The 17,825-nt window shown below is 39.0% G+C and carries 18 protein-coding genes; 7 read left to right on the top strand and 11 right to left on the bottom strand.

What is annotated here, in order from left to right:
• Window positions 1-87: 87 nt before the first annotated feature.
• Window positions 88-756 (bottom strand): haloacid dehalogenase type II, encoded by a 669-nt coding sequence (locus tag ACIFPW_RS04325; RefSeq protein ID WP_430242278.1) that lies wholly within the window; start codon window positions 754-756, stop codon window positions 88-90.
• A gap of 167 nt (window positions 757-923) precedes the next feature.
• Between ACIFPW_RS04325 and lepB the strand changes: the two genes are divergently transcribed.
• Together lepB and ACIFPW_RS04315 are read left to right on the top strand one after the other, a co-directional pair.
• On the top strand, window positions 924-1,478 hold the full coding sequence (lepB, locus tag ACIFPW_RS04320; protein ID WP_430242276.1) for a signal peptidase I: 555 nt from the start codon (window positions 924-926) through the stop codon (window positions 1,476-1,478).
• Window positions 1,479-1,786: 308 nt separating this feature from the next.
• Window positions 1,787-2,581: a CAP domain-containing protein gene (locus tag ACIFPW_RS04315; protein WP_430242274.1), complete on the top strand. Its 795-nt coding sequence runs from the start codon at window positions 1,787-1,789 to the stop codon at window positions 2,579-2,581.
• Between the two features lie 33 nt (window positions 2,582-2,614).
• On the opposite strand, the gene ACIFPW_RS04310 is transcribed toward ACIFPW_RS04315, so the two are convergent.
• From ACIFPW_RS04310 to ACIFPW_RS04295, 4 genes are all read right to left on the bottom strand, one after another.
• Complete coding sequence (locus ACIFPW_RS04310) at window positions 2,615-3,289, bottom strand: DNA alkylation repair protein (protein ID WP_430242272.1); 675 nt, start codon at window positions 3,287-3,289, stop codon at window positions 2,615-2,617.
• A gap of 313 nt (window positions 3,290-3,602) precedes the next feature.
• On the bottom strand, window positions 3,603-4,448 hold the full coding sequence (locus ACIFPW_RS04305; RefSeq protein ID WP_430242270.1) for an STAS domain-containing protein: 846 nt from the start codon (window positions 4,446-4,448) through the stop codon (window positions 3,603-3,605).
• Between the two features lie 209 nt (window positions 4,449-4,657).
• Window positions 4,658-5,686 (bottom strand): SEC-C metal-binding domain-containing protein, encoded by a 1,029-nt coding sequence (locus tag ACIFPW_RS04300; protein ID WP_430242269.1) that lies wholly within the window; start codon window positions 5,684-5,686, stop codon window positions 4,658-4,660.
• 130 nt (window positions 5,687-5,816) lie between these two features.
• Window positions 5,817-7,466: a PAS domain S-box protein gene (locus ACIFPW_RS04295; protein WP_430242268.1), complete on the bottom strand. Its 1,650-nt coding sequence runs from the start codon at window positions 7,464-7,466 to the stop codon at window positions 5,817-5,819.
• A gap of 259 nt (window positions 7,467-7,725) precedes the next feature.
• Between ACIFPW_RS04295 and ACIFPW_RS04290 the strand changes: the two genes are divergently transcribed.
• On the top strand, window positions 7,726-8,760 hold the full coding sequence (locus tag ACIFPW_RS04290) for an LCP family protein (protein WP_430242266.1): 1,035 nt from the start codon (window positions 7,726-7,728) through the stop codon (window positions 8,758-8,760).
• Between the two features lie 144 nt (window positions 8,761-8,904).
• Entirely contained in the window at window positions 8,905-9,756 is an 852-nt protein-coding gene (locus ACIFPW_RS04285) for a YihY/virulence factor BrkB family protein (protein WP_430242264.1), read from the top strand.
• On the opposite strand, the gene ACIFPW_RS04280 is transcribed toward ACIFPW_RS04285, so the two are convergent.
• The 5 genes from ACIFPW_RS04280 to ACIFPW_RS04260 form a co-directional block, all read right to left on the bottom strand.
• Window positions 9,753-10,553, bottom strand: a complete 801-nt coding sequence (locus ACIFPW_RS04280; RefSeq protein ID WP_430242263.1) for a sensor histidine kinase — start codon at window positions 10,551-10,553, stop codon at window positions 9,753-9,755. The genes ACIFPW_RS04285 and ACIFPW_RS04280 overlap by 4 nt on opposite strands.
• Before the next feature lie 167 nt (window positions 10,554-10,720).
• The gene (locus tag ACIFPW_RS04275; protein WP_430242261.1) at window positions 10,721-10,927 is read right to left on the bottom strand and encodes a heavy-metal-associated domain-containing protein; all 207 of its coding nucleotides are present in this window, start codon (window positions 10,925-10,927) and stop codon (window positions 10,721-10,723) included.
• Window positions 10,928-10,987: 60 nt separating this feature from the next.
• Window positions 10,988-11,107, bottom strand: coding sequence for a DUF6254 family protein (locus ACIFPW_RS04270; RefSeq protein ID WP_226612411.1), 120 nt, complete (start codon window positions 11,105-11,107; stop codon window positions 10,988-10,990).
• Window positions 11,104-11,997: a polysaccharide deacetylase family protein gene (locus ACIFPW_RS04265; protein ID WP_430242419.1), complete on the bottom strand. Its 894-nt coding sequence runs from the start codon at window positions 11,995-11,997 to the stop codon at window positions 11,104-11,106. The genes ACIFPW_RS04270 and ACIFPW_RS04265 overlap by 4 nt, the downstream gene beginning before the upstream one ends.
• A 115-nt stretch (window positions 11,998-12,112) precedes the next feature.
• A complete protein-coding gene (locus ACIFPW_RS04260) occupies window positions 12,113-13,387 on the bottom strand; it encodes an NCS2 family permease (protein WP_430242260.1) in 1,275 nt (424 codons plus the stop codon).
• Window positions 13,388-13,572: 185 nt separating this feature from the next.
• On the opposite strand from ACIFPW_RS04260, the gene ACIFPW_RS04255 reads away from it, so the two are divergent.
• Together ACIFPW_RS04255 and ACIFPW_RS04250 are read left to right on the top strand one after the other, a co-directional pair.
• Complete coding sequence (locus ACIFPW_RS04255) at window positions 13,573-14,871, top strand: purine/pyrimidine permease (RefSeq protein WP_430242257.1); 1,299 nt, start codon at window positions 13,573-13,575, stop codon at window positions 14,869-14,871.
• A gap of 64 nt (window positions 14,872-14,935) precedes the next feature.
• On the top strand, window positions 14,936-15,370 hold the full coding sequence (locus tag ACIFPW_RS04250) for a universal stress protein (protein ID WP_430242255.1): 435 nt from the start codon (window positions 14,936-14,938) through the stop codon (window positions 15,368-15,370).
• A 30-nt stretch (window positions 15,371-15,400) separates the two neighbouring features.
• Here the strand turns inward: ACIFPW_RS04250 and rpiA are convergent, their stop codons facing one another.
• Window positions 15,401-16,066, bottom strand: a complete 666-nt coding sequence (rpiA, locus tag ACIFPW_RS04245) for a ribose-5-phosphate isomerase RpiA (RefSeq protein ID WP_430242253.1) — start codon at window positions 16,064-16,066, stop codon at window positions 15,401-15,403.
• Between the two features lie 346 nt (window positions 16,067-16,412).
• On the opposite strand from rpiA, the gene gndA reads away from it, so the two are divergent.
• Entirely contained in the window at window positions 16,413-17,825 is a 1,413-nt protein-coding gene (gene gndA, locus ACIFPW_RS04240; protein ID WP_194221066.1) for an NADP-dependent phosphogluconate dehydrogenase, read from the top strand.

Below are 17,825 nucleotides of genomic sequence, written 5' to 3'. Positions count from 1 at the left end.
GTTCAGGTTTTCGGAAGTATATTTAATTCTTTTATTTTAAGGCAAGGGGCGAAACGTGAAGAAATCCATATGATCTCGAATGAAGTGCTACGACCAGTTCGTTATACCACTTAACTCATGGTAGATACTATCTGGTTGAAGGTTTAGCTTTTCAACAGGGTTTTCGTTACGATTAATCCAGGCTGTATGAAAACCGAAGTTCTTGGCACCAGATATATCCCATCCATTTGAAGACATGAACAGAACTTCTTCTCGCTTAAGCTCAAGGAAGTCAAGTGCATGAGTATAAGCAGCAGGTGATGGTTTGAATTGTTTAATGTCATCTGCGCTTATAATGTAATCCAGGTGTTCAGATAGAGGAGATTGCTTTACGAGCGGATCGAGCATATCGTGTGAACCATTTGAAAAAATAGCAAGCGTCATACCTTGTGCTTTTAATTCTTGAAGTACCTTTGGAACCTCTTCATACACATCTAGTTGCTGATAAGCTTCGAGAAGAATTTCCTCATTCTCATGACTTAATTCTGTCTCTGCTTCTTCTACAGCATAGCGAAGGGCATCTCGAGTAACCTCAGAAAAAGGTCGGTAGTTTCCCATCATTTGTCTGAGATAGCTATATTCAAGCTGTTTTTTTCTCCAACTTTGACTGATTTGATCTCCTTTACTAGGAAACAGCTCTTCACACTTTTTAGATACTGAATAAACATCAAACAACGTACCATATGCATCAAATACGAAAGCCTTTATATTTTTCATAAGAATCCTCCTTTAAGGATGTAACTTGATTAAGTGTTCCACAAAAAGAAGGGAAGATAAAACTTTTTGCTCAAAATAGGCTGAAAGACAGTGGTATTCATATGGAACTTTATAGGAAAATTATGCTAGACTTAATATAGAATCTTGATTGAATGCTGGAGGGCGAAATGAAAACAGAAATAGAAGCAAATTGGCTAAAAGATTGGGGGGCACCTCTCCTTTTTGCTATTATCCTGGCATTTGTGATTAAAATGTTTATCATCGCTCCATACATTGTAGAAGGAGCTTCAATGGATCCAACCCTACATGATGGAGATCGTCTGCTCGTTAACAAATTCATCTCCTATGTGCAGGAAGAGCCAGCAAGAGGAGACATTATTATTATTAAGGATGAAGATGCAGAGAAGCATTATGTGAAACGAGTAATTGGATTACCTGGAGACATTATCGAAATGAGTCAGGATAACCTTTATGTAAACGACAAACAGCTTAAAGAACCTTACTTAGACGGAAATCGTGCTGATGCAGAAACAATGGGAATGAGATTAACCGAAGATTTTGGTCCGATCGAAGTACCCGAAGGTCAGCTTTTTGTGATGGGTGATAATCGTTTGAGAAGTATGGATAGCCGAAATGGTCTTGGGAAAATTGAGTTGGAAGAAGTCGTTAGAAAAGCAGAAGTGGTGTGGTTTCCCTTTAAAGAAGTGAGGTCAACAAATTGAAGTAAACAAGAAGGGCGTAATCGCTCTTCTTGTTTTTGTTACGCTTTTGAAACAGTTGAAATGAAACGTTAACAGTAAGTCGCCGCCTAATATATGGATCTTTTACCAAACTTAAAGTTTCAAGTATATTAAGATATTCTGCTCATAACCGTTGATATAAAAGGGTTTTTATGAATAATTAACTTGATTTATACGAAAAATCACCTGGTATGAATTACTAGCATAGGAAGTTATTATGGTCTTTTAGACTAGCAATCTTATGATATTCTCAGTGTGTAAGAAATTTCACCAATCAGGGAGGAATCACATTGAAAAAGTCAATTATTCTAGGTGTCACAGCGGCAGTAGCCCTGCTGGCAGCAAACCCATCAAATAGTTCTGCTAATACAGGCGACCAACACGCTGTCAAAGCAGAAGTTAATGCGCAAACATTCCAGGTCAACAATATAAATGAGTTGCAGTCTATTCTGGATCGTTTCGAAAAACAATATAATATTTCTATTAAAGATTCTATTAATCTAGATCAGATTTTCCAACAGCAAGGTAATACTGAACAGCCAGCACAAGAGGAGCAGGCTGAGAAATCTGAAGCTCCTTCTGAAGAGCCAGCTAAAGAACAAGCCGAAGCTCAAGAAGCTACACCTTCTGAAGCACAGCCAGAAGAAGCGCCTGCACCAGAGACAGAGCAGGCAGAACCAGCTAAAGAAACTAATGAAGACACAGGATTATCAGAATTTGAACAACAGGTTGTTAATCTTACAAATGCAGAGCGTGAAAAAGCTGGATTGCCTGCACTTGAAGTAGATACTGAACTTAGTAAAGTAGCACAAGCAAAGTCTGAAGATATGAGAGATAATAACTACTTTGCTCACAATAGCCCAACGTATGGCTCACCATTCGATATGATGAACCAGTTTGGCGTAGATTATCAATCAGCTGGAGAAAACATTGCTAAAGGACAACAAACACCAGAAGAAGTTGTGAACGCTTGGATGAACAGTGAAGGACACCGTAAGAACATTATGAACGGTAGCTTCACACATATTGGTGTTGGTTATGTAGAAGAAGGAAATATTTGGACACAACAGTTTATTGGTAAGTAATAATAGATTGATAACCCATCTCTAGTAGATGGGTTATTTTTTTTGCTTGTTAATAAACTTACTAGCTTCACGTTTGCTAAGAGGGGGTAAAGTATAATTCTCTAAGAAGTTTTTCACGATTTCAGAATCTATTTTGGAATATTCTCTGAGCGACCAGCCGATCGCTTTTTGGATGAAAAATTCATTTGAATCTTTGAGTAGTAGGATGTATCTTTTGAGTCGATCGAAATCTGTGGAATCTTTATAAGAAAGTTGAAAAAGAAGCGCACTACGGTTTAGCCATAAGTTTGGACTGTTCACCCATTCCTCTGTTATCGGTGCAATTTGATCAGGATATTGTTGAAAGTAAATACCTGCACTATGGACAGCAAGTCCATCTACAGTATCCCACCAGGATTTTGTGATAATAAGTTGCTCAATAAGATCGATATAGTCTTTGGGAAAACGTTTGACTCGGTCAAGAAGATCGAGGGCGGCATTCTGATACTCTCGTTCTGGTAATGCCCATAGCTTTTCAAGCAGTTCTTTAAGGGTATCGAGATCTGGTTTTCCATGAATTTTAAGCGCATTAATAACAGCTTTCCTTCTTTCTGGTGTCTTAATGCCGAGAAAAGGAAATTGATTTCGCATATACTTTTCCATTTTTTTAGATTGCTCTGGATTTTGGAGCGGTTCAAGCTCTTTTTGAATAATGGATACAGTTAACATGTTTCTTACCTCCTTCCTACATTTTACAAAATATTTGGTTTTTATTGGAATGATGATAATATACTTTAATAAAGTTTTTTCTGCAAATAGAAGAAGGCGCGTCTTTTGACGCGCCTTCTTCTTTACTAAAATAAGGAGGTTTCCCGGGGGAGGGAAGGGATGCATTAATTTACTATACGTTGGAACCAGAGAAGCTTTCCGGGTTGGGAGAAAGCTTTTCTGGAATGACTAAAGTATAGCAGGCTTTCATGAAAATATGAGGATTATGGGATGTTTTTGATAAGAATGACAGATTTGTGAACAGCGTAATGAACTAAACAGAAGGATTAGAAAGAACGGCTAATTCAGTAAGTGCATTGTGAAGACTGGATTTGATGGTTAGTTTGTGTAAATCAATTCCTAACTGTACAGCTGAAATCGAAATCGAAGGACTTATGCCGGTCAGTGTCACCTGAACTCCCATAAGGCTTAGCGCTTCTGTTATGTCAAACAGGTGTTTTGCGACCATCGTGTCCATTGTCACAACTCCTGACAAGTCAATGATCATATGGTCGAGTTCAAGTTTACGAGATTGATCAAGCGTTTTCTCCATGATTAGTGTTGCGCGGTACGTATCAATATTACCAACAAGTGGAAGAATAGCAAGATTTTGAATAATAGGAATGATCGGTGTAGAAAGTTCTTCCAGAGTCGAGTTATATTTTGTTTCAAGCTGCTGATTACTAGTGATATAAGAACTCCCATAGCTATACACAAACTGGTCAAGAAGAGGATCTATCCTACTTGGTAATTGAATGACATCCCGTGGTTTCATATTTAAATTTTCAACGATTGGTTCGATTGCCTCCCATATCGCTTCTCGAATGAGAGGTACAGTCACAATTAGAGAAATGATCATTTCATTTTCGTCTTGAACGAGTTCGCCAGATTCTTCTCCAAATTCTTCGATTGCTGCAAATGCGTTCACAGTGTCTTTTTGAAGACTTTTACCAATCAATTTTATAAGATAGGTCGTGTTTTTTATGGAAAGTTTCGGTTCATTATTAAAATCTGCGTCATCAAGGTCCTGGCGCTGACGTTCATATGTACTTTGTGCAATCTCCAAGGCTTGTTCAAGTATATAAGTTCCTACTTTTTGAGTAGATGTTTGATCGGTCACTTCAGTTCCCCTTTTTTTCGTGTTAGCCATGTTCGTTTCTATTGTTGATTCTACCTTTTGCTCGAAGCGATTGGTTATCACAGAGCATTAAGCATTTGAAAACAACAATGGTCCTTAACATAACCCTTTTATTATATCTTATATGTAAATCGAAATTAATGAAAAAGCTGGCTTAAGGTTAAACCAGCTTAAATGTGTGATCATTAATTTTAGTTCATGACAGGGATAAAGCGTTCGTGGAAGGCTTTATATTTACTAGAAATACTAGAAGCAGATGTTCCATATTTTTTCGCAAGAGCACTCTGGCTGATTGAAGTGTCATAAACTTTGGCAGCAAGATATTCAAGAGATGCTGCAAAGATAGAAGCTTTTCTAACAATAGGCTTTTCATCATCAGCATATTTCTTCCAAAAACGAAGAATTTCTTGAAGTTGTTCCTGAGAGTACTCATCACTAACCTGCTCCATAAAGAGTGAAGCTACTTCTGCATCTTCTTTTCTAGACCAAATCATTTCAATCGATTCGTTTGATTCTTCTGAACCGTTGCCGTGCTTCACAATTTGACTAAGTACTTCTGGGAAATCACGTTGCATCATGGAACGAACATTGTAGTTCGCTTCTTCTGATGAAAGTTTCTTTTCCACCATTTCCATAGCATCTGGTGCGATTTTAAGAAGTTCAATAAATGGCATGGCACCATTTTTGACAGGGAGAAGAATGCCTGCTAGACTTTCTCCGCTAGTAAGGATCACTTCTTCATGTAAAAGGACACTGATCGGTTGGTTTGACCCGAGTTCTTTTACGACCGCTGTGTGACCTGATGCTTCTTCCACTGTATAAATAGACATGTATGCATCGCGCCAGTCGTTCACAGTTTCTTTAACTTTCTCAGTAGAGAAGGTGTGCGAATAAAGTTGAAGATATTCTCTAATAATGGTTTTGTTCCACTGGTTAAGAGATTGATGGAAAATGGCCCACGGGAAAATACCGTGCATATAAGCTTCCTCAAGGTTTTTCGGGATTTCAAAACGGTTGAATAAATCATTTGCTAGAGAGACCATTTTTTGATCATGTTCACTCATAGCATACTCTACAAGCTGTGCTTGAATTGTATATAGTTCTTGTGTATAGAGCTGTTCTTCTAATTGATCCTGTGCACTTTCAGATGTCATACAGCATTTTTTATATTTTTTGCCGCTGCCACAAGGACAGGGATCATTTCTTTTAGTTTTTTGCAATGTTGCTTCCTCCTTCAGGTCAAGCTTATTCGAGAATAAGAGACGAATGATATTTTAGCATAGAAATGGCTAGAAGCACAAAAAATGGACAAAATCCGAGCGGAAATGACTATTTTTTTATTCATTCCTATCATGTCTCACGTTCAATCGGAAAGCAAACGGTCACAGTGGTTCCAATTCCGACAGTACTATTAAAATCGATTTTTCCTTGATGATTCTCAATAATTTTAAAACTAGATAGCAGACCTAGACCAGTGCCTTCTTCTTTTGTTGTGTAGAAAGGTTCTCCAAGTGTTTTTAGTTTGTGTTCTGGGATACCAACACCTTCATCGACGATGATCACGTTAATGCTATTGTCTTTTACTACAGTTTTTAATCGTAATACGCCGCCATCAGGCATCGCTTCCATCGCATTTTTGATTAAATTAATAAAAACTTGCTTCAGCTGATTCTCTTCTCCATATAGAGATTCGTGACGTTCAGTGAAGTCTGTTATAAAAGAAATGTTGTACAGAGATGCCTGTGTACTTAAAAGCTGCATGACATATGAAAGCAATGCATTTACATTAAAAAATGTAAAATGCTCAGCCTGAGGCTTGGCAAGGACTAGCAAATCTTTAATAATCGAATCCATCCGGTCAATTTCAGATAGCATAATGGAAAGGAACGGCGTCTTATCTGCAAAATCATTATCACTACTTAGAAGCTGAATGAATCCTTTGACAGATGTTAAAGGATTTCGTATTTCATGAGCTACGCTAGCGGCAAGTTGGCCAACAGCAGATAGTTTTTCTGTTTTTAGCAGAGCATCTTCTGTCTTCTTTTTGTCTGTTATATCCATAAACGCAGCCATGATCCCATTGATCTGACCATTTTCATCTTGGATAGGCGCTGTAAACAAAGCTGTAAAGACGACTGATCCATCCTTACGCATCCGTTTGACTTCTTTATTTACGATATGTCCATATTCAATAATTTCAGGAATCGTAATATCCTTTTCCTCTACAGGAACAATGGGGCTTTTCTTGCCGATCACTTCTTCGCTTTTCCATCCAAATATTTTTTCGGCAGCTGGATTCCACAGTCGAATGTTTGACTCCATGTCGAGGGCAAGAGTGGCGATAGGAGAAGCGCTAATGATCGCTTGTATGAGTTGTTTCGCTTCCCAAAGTTCTTTCACAGCTTTTTTTCGTTCTGTGATGTCTCGAGTTTGGATGATCGTGGTGGATTTGTGATTGAATATAATTGGAATCAGCGTTGATTCGACATCTATGACTTCGTTATTTGAACGTAACAATTGGTATTCAATTGTTTCAGAAGACGGTTCCTCTTGAGCGTGTATTTTACTTAGTAGGCCTTTGAACCTCTCAGTATCTTCCGAGTTAGCGATAAGTGATTGACGATTAACATAGAGGTCTTGAATCGAGTCAACACCTACCATTTGGAGTCCAGTACGGTTTGTATAGGTGATTTCATCCTTTTCCATAAGACAAATGGCATAAGGAGAAGATTCAACAAGCCTCCGATATCGTTCTTCACTTTCAAGAAGCTGATTTTCCATAACTTCATTTTTATAGAGAAGGTGTTTCAATAGGAAATAAAGAAACAAACAAGTTAGTAAAATAAAAAACCAGCCTTTATATAGCCCAATTTGCTTATTTGCTAAGAAGTCGGAAGAGAAGTGATACAGAATTGTATCAGAAAGCAATATCCAAACTGAGCCGAATAGAAAATAGCTTCCTATAATGATCCAGGGGATTGATTCGGTTTTAATATGCACTAGAGTTTGTCCTTTCTCTATAGCTTCTTATTGTATTCTACATATATCTTAAGATTATTACAAAGTACTCCCAACTAGTTGGTAAAATATTTAGGTAGAAAGTCGTGATAAAGAGTGATACATTTATAGTTAGGATTATTTCAGAATAAACCTTTTACAATGGAATCGGTCAGCGAAAGACCGACGATCATTCGGTTTATGATACGAATGATCTAGGCATGTAGTAAAAGAAGATTTATATTGAAGGAGATAATTTTCTATGAATGATGAACATATGGAACCTCGAAGTCGATATAAGCCTAAGAAAAAACGACGTGGATTAAGAATAACGCTATTCATTCTATTATTTATTATAGTCGGTTTTGGTGGGTATGCGGGATACCTTTATTATAAAGTTTCCAGCGTTTCAGACCAATCAGTGATGGAGCCAGAACGTGGAAACCAGTCAGATCTTAGAAATGGTGCAGTTGATATGGGGAAAGATCATTTTTCTGTGTTATTACTCGGTGTTGATGATGAAGAGGATACATCGAATGGGCGCAGTGATTCGATGATGGTAGCCACATTTAATCAAGATGATAAATCAATGAAGCTTCTTAGTATTCCTCGTGACTCGTATGTTAACATTCCTGGAAGAGGAATGGACAAGATCACTCGCGCTCATGCTTTTGGTGGAATTGATTTGACCATTGATACAGTGGAAGGTTTGTTAGGAATTCCAATTGATGAAGTTGTCAGAGTTAATTTTGATGCTTTCAAAACAGTGATTGATGAAATGGGCGGAATCAAAGTTAATATCGATTCGCAGCTTATCGCAGATCAACTATACAAGGAATCTAAAGGGAAAATTGATTTAGAAGTAGGAGAGCAGACGCTAAATGGGAAAGAGGCCCTTGCTTTTGCAAGAACCCGTAAGGCTGATTCAGATTTGAAGCGTGGTCAGCGCCAAATGGAAGTGATTACTGCAGCCATTGATAAAGTCAGTTCACTTTCCTCTATTCCGAAGTATGGGGACTTAGTAGATCGTATCGGTGAGAACTTAACGATGAGTTTTACCTTTAACGAAGCTCTGGGACTTTATCCATTTATTTCGAAAATCGATTCAATTGAAAAACTACAGTTAACAGGTACTGATTTTCAACCGGCTGGGACTTATTATTTCAAACTGGATGATCAGTCGCTAGCGACGGCGAAAACGGAGCTTAAAACTCATTTGAACCTAGAAGATCAAATTGAAGATCCAAATGGGAATATGAATGCTATAGAAGAAGAGCAGGATTCAACAACGCCTTAAATGGAATGTTCGAAATTAAATTAAGAGTAAAAGGTAAGATCTAAAGGGAGCAGACAACGTGTCTGCTTCCTTTTTATGTTGATGATTACAGTTAGTCATAATAGGGAATGGAAGGGAAGAACTGTAGAAAGGGGACTAGTGAAGATGTCAGGGATTGCATTCGTTAAAAAATTAGGTAAAGAAATAGGAGAAGATCGTGTAACAAGTCTTGCAGCAGAATTAGCATACTACTTTATGCTCTCGATTTTTCCTTTACTTATTTTAATTCTTTCAATTCTTCCATACTTATCGATTGATAAACAGGAAGCAGTGGATTTTCTCACAAAATATGCTCCCGGAGAGACAGGAAGTATACTTCAGGATAATGTTCTATCAATCATAAGTGAGCCGCAGGGAGGGCTCTTAACGATTGGTTTACTGGGTACTCTCTGGTCTGCATCGAACGGTATGATGGCTCTGATGCAGGCTCTTAACCTTGCATATGACGTTGAAGAAACGAGATCTTTTATTAAAGCTAGGTTGCTTTCAATTTGCCTAACAGTTGGACTTATACTTGTCTTTATTGTCACACTTGTTCTACCTGTTTTCGGTGACGTCATTATAGATGCTGTTACTTCGACACTTAATCTTCCGAGCTCGACTGAGTTTCTTTTCCGTATTTTACGTTGGGTTATTGCTGTAGGAATAATGGCGTGTATTCTGGCAGCTCTTTATCGATTTGCTCCTAATAAGCACTTTCCATTTAAAGAGGTTATTATTGGAGCGGTCGTAGCCACGATTGGCTGGCAAGTGATTTCTCTTGCATTCGCTTTTTACGTAAGTAATTTCGGTAACTATTCAGCAACTTACGGTAGTCTTGGTGGTGTTATCATCTTAATGCTCTGGTTCTATTTAACGGGCATCATTCTTCTCGTAGGCGGTGAGGTTAACGCGCTTCTCCATAAGAACAGAAGGAGAGCAACGACTTCAGCAGAAAGTGAACAAGTCGGATTTTAATGAGTCAGTGGTAATTGAATAGTGAAAGTTGTTCCAAACGATGGAGCACTACTCACCTTAATCGTTCCCTTATGGTTTTGAATAATTTGTTTACAGAGGAATAGGCCAAGTCCTGTTCCTTTTTCTTTTGTTGTATAAAAAGGTTGGAAGACCTTTTGTTGAGTGGACGTATCCATGCCAGCTCCGTTATCACTAATTTTGATCGTAACGGAGTGAAGACGCTTTGCAATTGATAATGAAATCTTTCCGCTTTCTTTATTGCTACTACGAATCGACTCCATACTATTCTTGATCATATTTAAGAACACTTGCTTAAATTGTCCTGAATCGAACGTCACTTCTAGTGGTTCTGTAAAGTGATTTAGATTCGTAGTAATATCACATTTGTTCAAAGTCGCCTGGCTATGGAAAAGAAGGATAATATTTTTTAGGAAAGGAACAACATCAATACGCTCTTTAATATGTTCTATAGGACGTGCAGCTTGAAGGAATTCTTCAATCAATGTATTGGTTCGATGGATTTCTGATAATAGTAAATCAGCTATGTCGTTTTTTTGTAATTTATCTAAATCGGGTTTAATGAGCTGGAGAAAACCTTTCATGATGGTAAGAGGATTTTTGATTTCATGTGCTACACCTGCTACAAGATAATGAACGGTACTGAGTGTTTTATTTTCATAAGCTAAAGCTTCAAGCTTCTCGATTAACTCGTTGTATTCCTCTAATGAGCAAGGTGATGGATAATGTTCTGGCATTAGAGGGAGTTTTTTTTCGACTTTCAGGTTAGTGTGATCCACTCACGCCACCCCTTTCCTTAACTTTTCATTAGCGCATAGTTATACCTTACCACCATGAAAATGCGAAGATTGAAAGTTCATAGGAAAGAATTCGAGTTTTTTTGTTGATCTATGTAGAATATCGTCACTAAAAAAAGAGCCTGCAAGTTGCACAGACTCTAACGAAGCTACGAAGGCTGATAGCCAGCGTCTTCAATTGTTTGCATGATTGCCGATGGACCAACGGCATCTTCATCATATACAATGGTCACTGTTTCTTCATTCAGATCGGCGAGAGCTCGATCGATACCGTTTAAAGAGAGAAGCGCAGATTCAATGCGTTGAATGCAGTCTTCACCTTTCATGCCGGATACAGATACCGTCATTTCATTCATAAAACAAACTCCTTTCTTACTCTACTTGCCTTTACCCATATTAGAAGGAGTTTAATCGAACTAAGGTTTATTCGGTGTTTCGTTAGCAAGCTGTTCAAGCGACTTAATCTTGCCGTGTGGGTTTTGCGCTTCTTTTCTTTTTCGAAATTGCCTTTCACGCTGGCCTTTTGATTGACTCATGTGTTGTCACCCCTTATTAGTTGTTCATTCATAAGGTGACCATTCAGAACAATTGTAGTCACTGCAAATTCTGGTTGTGAAGTTGAACAAAGGTAAAACCTTTCTCTTGGAGAATAGGAACGGATTGTTTCACGCCTTCTGACGTTCCACTTTTTTGGTTGATTCATATGTAACAAAGCGATATCGCCAGGTTTGGCCGTCATAAGAGCGTTTTTCACTTGTCCGCTTGAAAAAGTCGCACCAGCATCTCCAAGAATGGTATAGTTTACAATTTGTATACCAAGATCCTTAGCGATTTGAACTGCCACTTCATCGTAATAGGCCGTTCCTGACCGAAACAAAGTTGATTTCGATCCTGTAAGTTGTTCGATTTTCTTCTGGTTTTCTTTGACTTCCGCAATCACTTCTTTGACTGAACCCGTTCCTGAAATACCCCACGCGGAATTACCGTTTACAGATAGAGGTTGATGATGAGTGCCATGATTTTCAATCTGAAATAGCGGATCAGTAGCGAGCTGCTGAAATAGTTTGGTGTTTTCTTCAATCCATCTGCTATTAATGAAAAGGGTTGAAGGGACCTGCTCTTCTTTTAAAAATCTGATAAGTTCACGGTCGACGTTATTGCCATGTGGTCCACCACATGCATCGAAGGTAAGAGCGATTTCTTTTTCTGATGTTTCAAAGTGCGTTTGGACCCCTGTGACGCGTTCACCCCATTCATTCGGCTTAAGCGTTTCGTATTTTGAACGAATTAGTTCGGTTGGCACTTCACGATGCATATGGGGAATAGGTCTTTTAATGAAGGATGCTTCAGAAAAGGAGTGTTGGGCTTCTCGTTGCTGACAAGCAGAGATAAGAAGAATGGATAGTATAAGAAAAGCTGTTTTCATATTCGTCAATTTCATCACCTTTTCAAGCTTATCACACAATATTTGGATGTAGTGATGGATATTAAAAAAACCTCCCAACAAGGAAGGTTTCATTCATACTTTTATAACGTTAATCTTAGATCGTATGCAAAAAGAAGTTAATGAAAAATAAACTCGCGATAATATACATTGGAACAGGAACTTCTTTTGCTTTTCCTAAAGCAATTTTAAGAAAAGGATAGGCAATAAAGCCAAATGCAATACCGTCTACAATACTATACGTGAGTGGAATCATCACTATGATTAAGAACGCCGGAAACCCTTCAGAGAAATCTTGTAAAGAGATGTTCTGAATGGATGTGATCATCAGTCCGCCTATAATAATAAGAACTAGGGCGATCGCAGAATCAGGAATCATCTTGAAGACAGGTATGAAAAAGAGAGACGTTAAGAACAATAATCCTGTTGTGATGGACGTTAAACCAGTACGACCTCCTGCAGAAATACCTGAGGCGCTCTCGACAGTTGAAACGGTAGGACTTGTGCCGAAAAGTCCAGACGAGATAGCTGAAATGGCATTTGCTTTGTAAGATTTATCGAATTTCGATTGATCTGGAAGTAAGCCGTGAAGCAAGCCCATATTCTCAAAAACAAGAATCATCGCCATTGAAAAGGTTGCGATCCAGAAAGGGAGCATAAGAATATCATCGAATGACATCGCTCCAAAGACAGCTCCGTATGAGGAAAAAGAGAAACTTTCCTGTTTTCCGGTTGAAATTAAGCCAAGTGACCAGGCAAGTGCTGTCCCGAGAAGCATGCTAATTAAGAAATGACCTTTTACATTTCGAATAAACAGAATAGCTGCTATTGCAAGCGTTACAAGAGTTGCCATAACATGAGCGGATCCAAGGTTTCCAAGTTCTACAAAAGTCGAATCGCTAGAAACGACAATGCCACCTTTTTGTAATCCGATAAATGTTAAGAACAAACCTATTCCGACAGTAATGGCTTCTTTTAATGATCTTGGGATTGACTTCGACAGGACACCTGAAAGTGGTGTGAATGCCGTGATTGCAAAGAGAATCCCTGCAACAAAGACGGAAGCAAGCGCCACCTCCCAACTTAATCCCATTGATTCAACCATTGTATACGTAAAGAACGCATTGACACCCATTCCTGGTACGAGGATAATCGGTGCATTTGCATAAAAACCAATTAACAGGCAGCCGAACACTGACGTCAGGACTGTTGCAATCATTCCTGCTTCGAAAGGAATTCCTGCATCAGCAAGGATTGACGCGTTAACCGCTGCAATATAAACAATCGTAAAAAATGATGTAATGCCTGCAAGAATTTCTTTCTTCAGTGAAGTATCGTGAGCCTGAAAATCAAAATTAATTTTCGTTTTCACTTTATTCCCTTCTTACTTGTGTTTCCCTCTCCCACCCGTGTATTTGATTAAATCAAATCACCAATAAAATAGTATAACAGAGCCTTGATCTTTTTTATAGTGGAAAAATACGTAATGACCTCATTCAGTCACTTTGATAAAATAAGTGGGGTATATAATTTGTTATAAGGAAAGAAGGCTTTTACATGCGTAATACATTATCTGCTCTTCAATGGGCCGTTTTTATGATTGCAGGGTCAATCGTTGCTCCGGTTGCTATCGCTAGCTTGTTCCATATGGATCCTGCCATGGCAGCAGGCTTCGTACAAAGAACGATGTTTGTGCTTGGCGTAGCCGGAATACTTCAAGTAACGTTCGGTCATCGCTTACCTATTAATGAAGGTCCTGCCGGGTTATGGTGGGGAGTATTTGTGCTTTATGCAGGATTAAGCTCTACCCTTTTCGGATCTGATATAGAGACGCTACAAGCACTTGAGCTAGCAATGATTGCAAGCGGAGTGATCTTCATTCTTCTTAGTGCGTTTGGATTAGTAGAAAAGTTATCTCGTCTCTTTACACCGGTCGTGACAGGAATTTATCTCTTGCTTCTTGTTGCTCAACTTAGCGGATCGTTTCTAAATGGAATGATGGGTGTGGGTTATTTAAAAGAAGGCATTGATCTTAGAATTGCTGGACTATCGCTTTTACTTGTATTTATCTCGATTTGGTTTTCACGTTCTATGCCTGCGATGATTCAACAATACAGTATTCTCATTATCCTGATTATAGGGTGGATCATTTTTGCGGTGCTTGGACTAGCCAAACCGATCGTTGTTCCTGAGGGAGGAATGATTGAGCTCCCTGAGGTACTTGCATTTGGGTATCCTACATGGGATTCCGGCATGATAATCACATCTTTTCTAGTCACGCTGCTTCTTCTCACCAACATGATTGCAAGTATTCGCGTAGTCGAAGAGGTGTTGAGTAAGTTGGCAAATACAAAGCCAATGGGACGCTATAGACAAGCAGGTTTTGTTTCAGGTATAAATCAATTACTTGGAGGCGTTTTTTCTGCGGTGGGAAGCGTGCCGATCTCAGGTGCCGCTGGATTTATATTAACAACAGGATTAAAGCAGAGACTTCCTTTTGTACTTGGAAGTGGATTTATTATTATCATTAGTTTGTTTCCAGCTTTAATGGGCTTCTTTGCAGCGCTACCGGAACCGGTTGGATATGCCGTTATCTTTATTGTATTTGTGAATATGGTTGGAATTGCTTTCAATGAGTTTAAGAAAGATCAGTCAGAGGGAAAACCATTTATAATAGGGATTTCCTTTATGGTTGGTATTGGAACTATGTTTATTCCGCCCGAAGCCTTTCAGCAAGCACCTCCAATTGCGGCGTCTATTCTAAACAATGGACTTATTCTCGGTTCCATTACTGCGATTTTGACAGAGCAAATTCTCTACAAAAAACACCGTAAGGAAACATCTCTTCGTGATTAATGTCACAGGACTAGTTCTTTTCTTATGTTAAAATGAAAGTAGAACAGGGGAGGAGAATGTTGCAATGAAAAAATACAATAAAATTCTTGTAGCTTTTGATGGATCTGACCTGAGTGTTAAAGCATTAAATGAAGCGATCGCTATGGCAAAAGAAAATGACTCTCTTGAAATTGACGTTGTCACAGCATTAAACCCCACAGCGCAAATTAGCTCTGCTGTTGTTTACGCGAGTATCTTAAATGAACTTAGAAAAGAAGCGGTGGATATGCTGAAGGGGATTAGCGAAAAGTTAGACGTTCAGCTACCAAATCATAAAGTGAAGACAATGGTTCTTGAAGGGAACCCTGGAAATGAAATTGTGAAATATGCAGATGAGCATCATCGTGACCTTATTATTATGGGGAGCAGGGGACTGAACGGTTTACGTGAGTGGTTCCTCGGAAGCGTGAGTCATACGGTCCTTCAGCGTTCTCATTGTCCCGTATTAATTATTAAATAACTCAAAACCCGGCATTTCTGCCGGGTTTTATTATTTCTCCACATATGTAATTGTGTTTTCCTGACCAATAATTGCTTTAGCAGCATAGCCAATAAAAAGCCCGTTGTCTACAACACCTGGAACCTGATTAAGATTGTCGTGCAAAGTAGAGGGGTAATTAATTTCTCCGAACTGACAATCGACGATGTAGTTGCCATTATCCGTGACGTAAAATGAACCTTCTTTTTTTCGTATGGCCGTTTGACATCCAAATTTCTTTAAAGCGTTAATGGTTTTTAAATATCCAAAAGGAACGATTTCTACTGGAAGAGGAAATGTCCCAAGCTTTTTCACAAATTTATTAGAGTCAGCAACAACGATCATATGTGTCGAATGATAAGCGATAATTTTTTCGCGAAGTAAGGCGCCGCCCCCTCCTTTTATAAGGGTTAAATCTTCTGTTAATTCATCTGCCCCATCAATCGTTAAATCAATGGAGGACACTTCTTCAAGGGATAGAAGGGGAATGCCGTTTTCACGAGCGAGTATTTCAGTATTAGTCGATGTTGCTACTCCCTTAATATCCAATCCCTCTTTAACCATTCGCGCGATTTTGAGGATTGTCCAATAGACAGTACTGCCTGTGCCAAGCCCAACAATCATGCCATTCTGAACATAGTTAGCGGCTTCTTCGCCTGCGCGTTGTTTTTCGTTCAAAATTCAACCACTCCTTTTCTATCTATGCTAACCCATTAATTATAATCGTAATGTACCCGGTTTCCCAATAATGAATTTTGTAAGCGCATACTTCATTGGTGTGATAAGGATCTCTTGAATATGCCATTTTCTATCATGATATTTATAGGTTATTTATACCATGTTGTTTAGTTACTAATCTTTGCACGGTTAGCAGGAAAGACGTATAATGCATACTGTCAGACTGTTCGCGTGACTAGCTTGATAGCAGGTGAACATACTATTTCAATAGGGTGATTTACTTGTAACAAAATGGTTTGCGATAGGTGAGTTAACGAAAAATAGGAAATGAGCTGGAGGGAATAAGATGTCAAAACAACAAATTGGTGTTATTGGATTGGCGGTCATGGGGAAGAACCTCGCGATGAACATCGAAAGTCGCGGCTATTCTGTTTCTGTGTATAACCGATCTGAAGAAAAAACAAAAGAAATGATGTCAGAAGTTGAAGGACGAAATTTTCAGGATACATACAGCATTGAAGAGTTCGTTCAATCTCTAGAAACACCTAGAAAAATTTTGCTAATGGTGAAAGCTGGCATGCCGACGGATGCAACGATTGACCAGCTGCTTCCACATCTTGATAAAGATGATATCATCATTGATGGCGGGAATGCGTTCTTTAAAGACACGCAAAAGCGTAGCGAAGATTTGAAAGAAAAAGGTATTCGCTTTATTGGTACTGGTGTTTCTGGTGGAGAAGAAGGCGCACTTAATGGTCCTTCTATTATGCCTGGTGGACAGCCGGATGCGTTTAGTGAAGTTGAAGATATCTTTAAGGCGATCGCTGCAAACGTAGATGGCGATCCTTGTACAACATATATCGGTCCAGATGGAGCAGGTCACTATGTGAAAATGGTGCATAACGGCATCGAGTATGGTGACATGCAGCTAATCGGCGAAGCTTATTACATGATGAAGAACGTGCTGGGTCTTTCTACTGATGAGCTTCACGAAGTATTTAAAGAATGGAATAAAGGTGAGCTTGATAGCTACCTTATCGAAATTACAGCTGATATCTTTACGAAGAAAGACCCTGAAACAGGCAAAGCGCTTGTAGATGTCATTCTTGATACAGCTGGACAAAAAGGTACAGGTAAATGGACAAGTCAAAGTGCTCTTGATCTTGGTGTACCACTTTCAATCATTACGGAATCTGTTTTCTCCCGCTTTATTTCTGCAATGAAAGAAGAGCGCGTGAAAGCAAGCAAGCTTCTTGCTGGCCCTAATGTACCAGCGTTTGATGGTAATAAAGAAGAACTAATTGAGAAGATCCGTAAAGCTCTTTACTTGAGTAAGATTTGTTCTTACGCACAAGGCTTCGCACAAATGCGTTCTGCTTCAGATGAGTATGATTGGAATCTAGATTATGGTTCAATCGCTATGATCTTCCGCGGTGGTTGCATAATCCGCGCTGGTTTCCTTCAAAACATTAAAGAAGCCTATGACCGTGAGCCTAGCTTAACGAACCTTCTTCTTGATCCATACTTCAAGGAAATCGTTGAATCTTATCAGGGTGCTGCTCGTGATATCGTTTCACTTGCTGTACAGCGTGGAATTCCTGTTCCTGGGCTTGCAAGCGCGATTGCTTACTATGACAGCTATCGTAGCGAAACTCTTCCAGCAAACCTTCTACAGGCGCAGAGAGACTACTTCGGCGCTCACACGTATCAGCGTATTGATCGCGAAGGTGTGTTCCACACAGAATGGCTTGAAGACTAA

This window comes from Pseudalkalibacillus sp. NRS-1564, from assembly GCF_050467905.1.
In the GTDB taxonomy this organism is placed as follows: Bacteria; Bacillota; Bacilli; order Bacillales; family Guptibacillaceae; genus Guptibacillus; species Guptibacillus hwajinpoensis_B.
This window is presented reverse-complemented; position numbering and strand designations above follow the sequence as displayed.

Coding starts and splice junctions, on each gene's coding strand:
- ACIFPW_RS04325 (WP_430242278.1), bottom strand. CDS start 756: ATGAAAAATATAAAGGCTTTCGTATTTGATGCATATGGTACGTTGTTT.
- lepB (WP_430242276.1), top strand. CDS start 924: ATGAAAACAGAAATAGAAGCAAATTGGCTAAAAGATTGGGGGGCACCT.
- ACIFPW_RS04310 (WP_430242272.1), bottom strand. CDS start 3,289: ATGTTAACTGTATCCATTATTCAAAAAGAGCTTGAACCGCTCCAAAAT.
- ACIFPW_RS04290 (WP_430242266.1), top strand. CDS start 7,726: ATGAATGATGAACATATGGAACCTCGAAGTCGATATAAGCCTAAGAAA.
- ACIFPW_RS04285 (WP_430242264.1), top strand. CDS start 8,905: ATGTCAGGGATTGCATTCGTTAAAAAATTAGGTAAAGAAATAGGAGAA.
- ACIFPW_RS04275 (WP_430242261.1), bottom strand. CDS start 10,927: ATGAATGAAATGACGGTATCTGTATCCGGCATGAAAGGTGAAGACTGC.
- ACIFPW_RS04270 (WP_226612411.1), bottom strand. CDS start 11,107: ATGAGTCAATCAAAAGGCCAGCGTGAAAGGCAATTTCGAAAAAGAAAA.
- ACIFPW_RS04265 (WP_430242419.1), bottom strand. CDS start 11,997: ATGAAAACAGCTTTTCTTATACTATCCATTCTTCTTATCTCTGCTTGT.
- ACIFPW_RS04255 (WP_430242257.1), top strand. CDS start 13,573: ATGCGTAATACATTATCTGCTCTTCAATGGGCCGTTTTTATGATTGCA.
- ACIFPW_RS04250 (WP_430242255.1), top strand. CDS start 14,936: ATGAAAAAATACAATAAAATTCTTGTAGCTTTTGATGGATCTGACCTG.
- gndA (WP_194221066.1), top strand. CDS start 16,413: ATGTCAAAACAACAAATTGGTGTTATTGGATTGGCGGTCATGGGGAAG.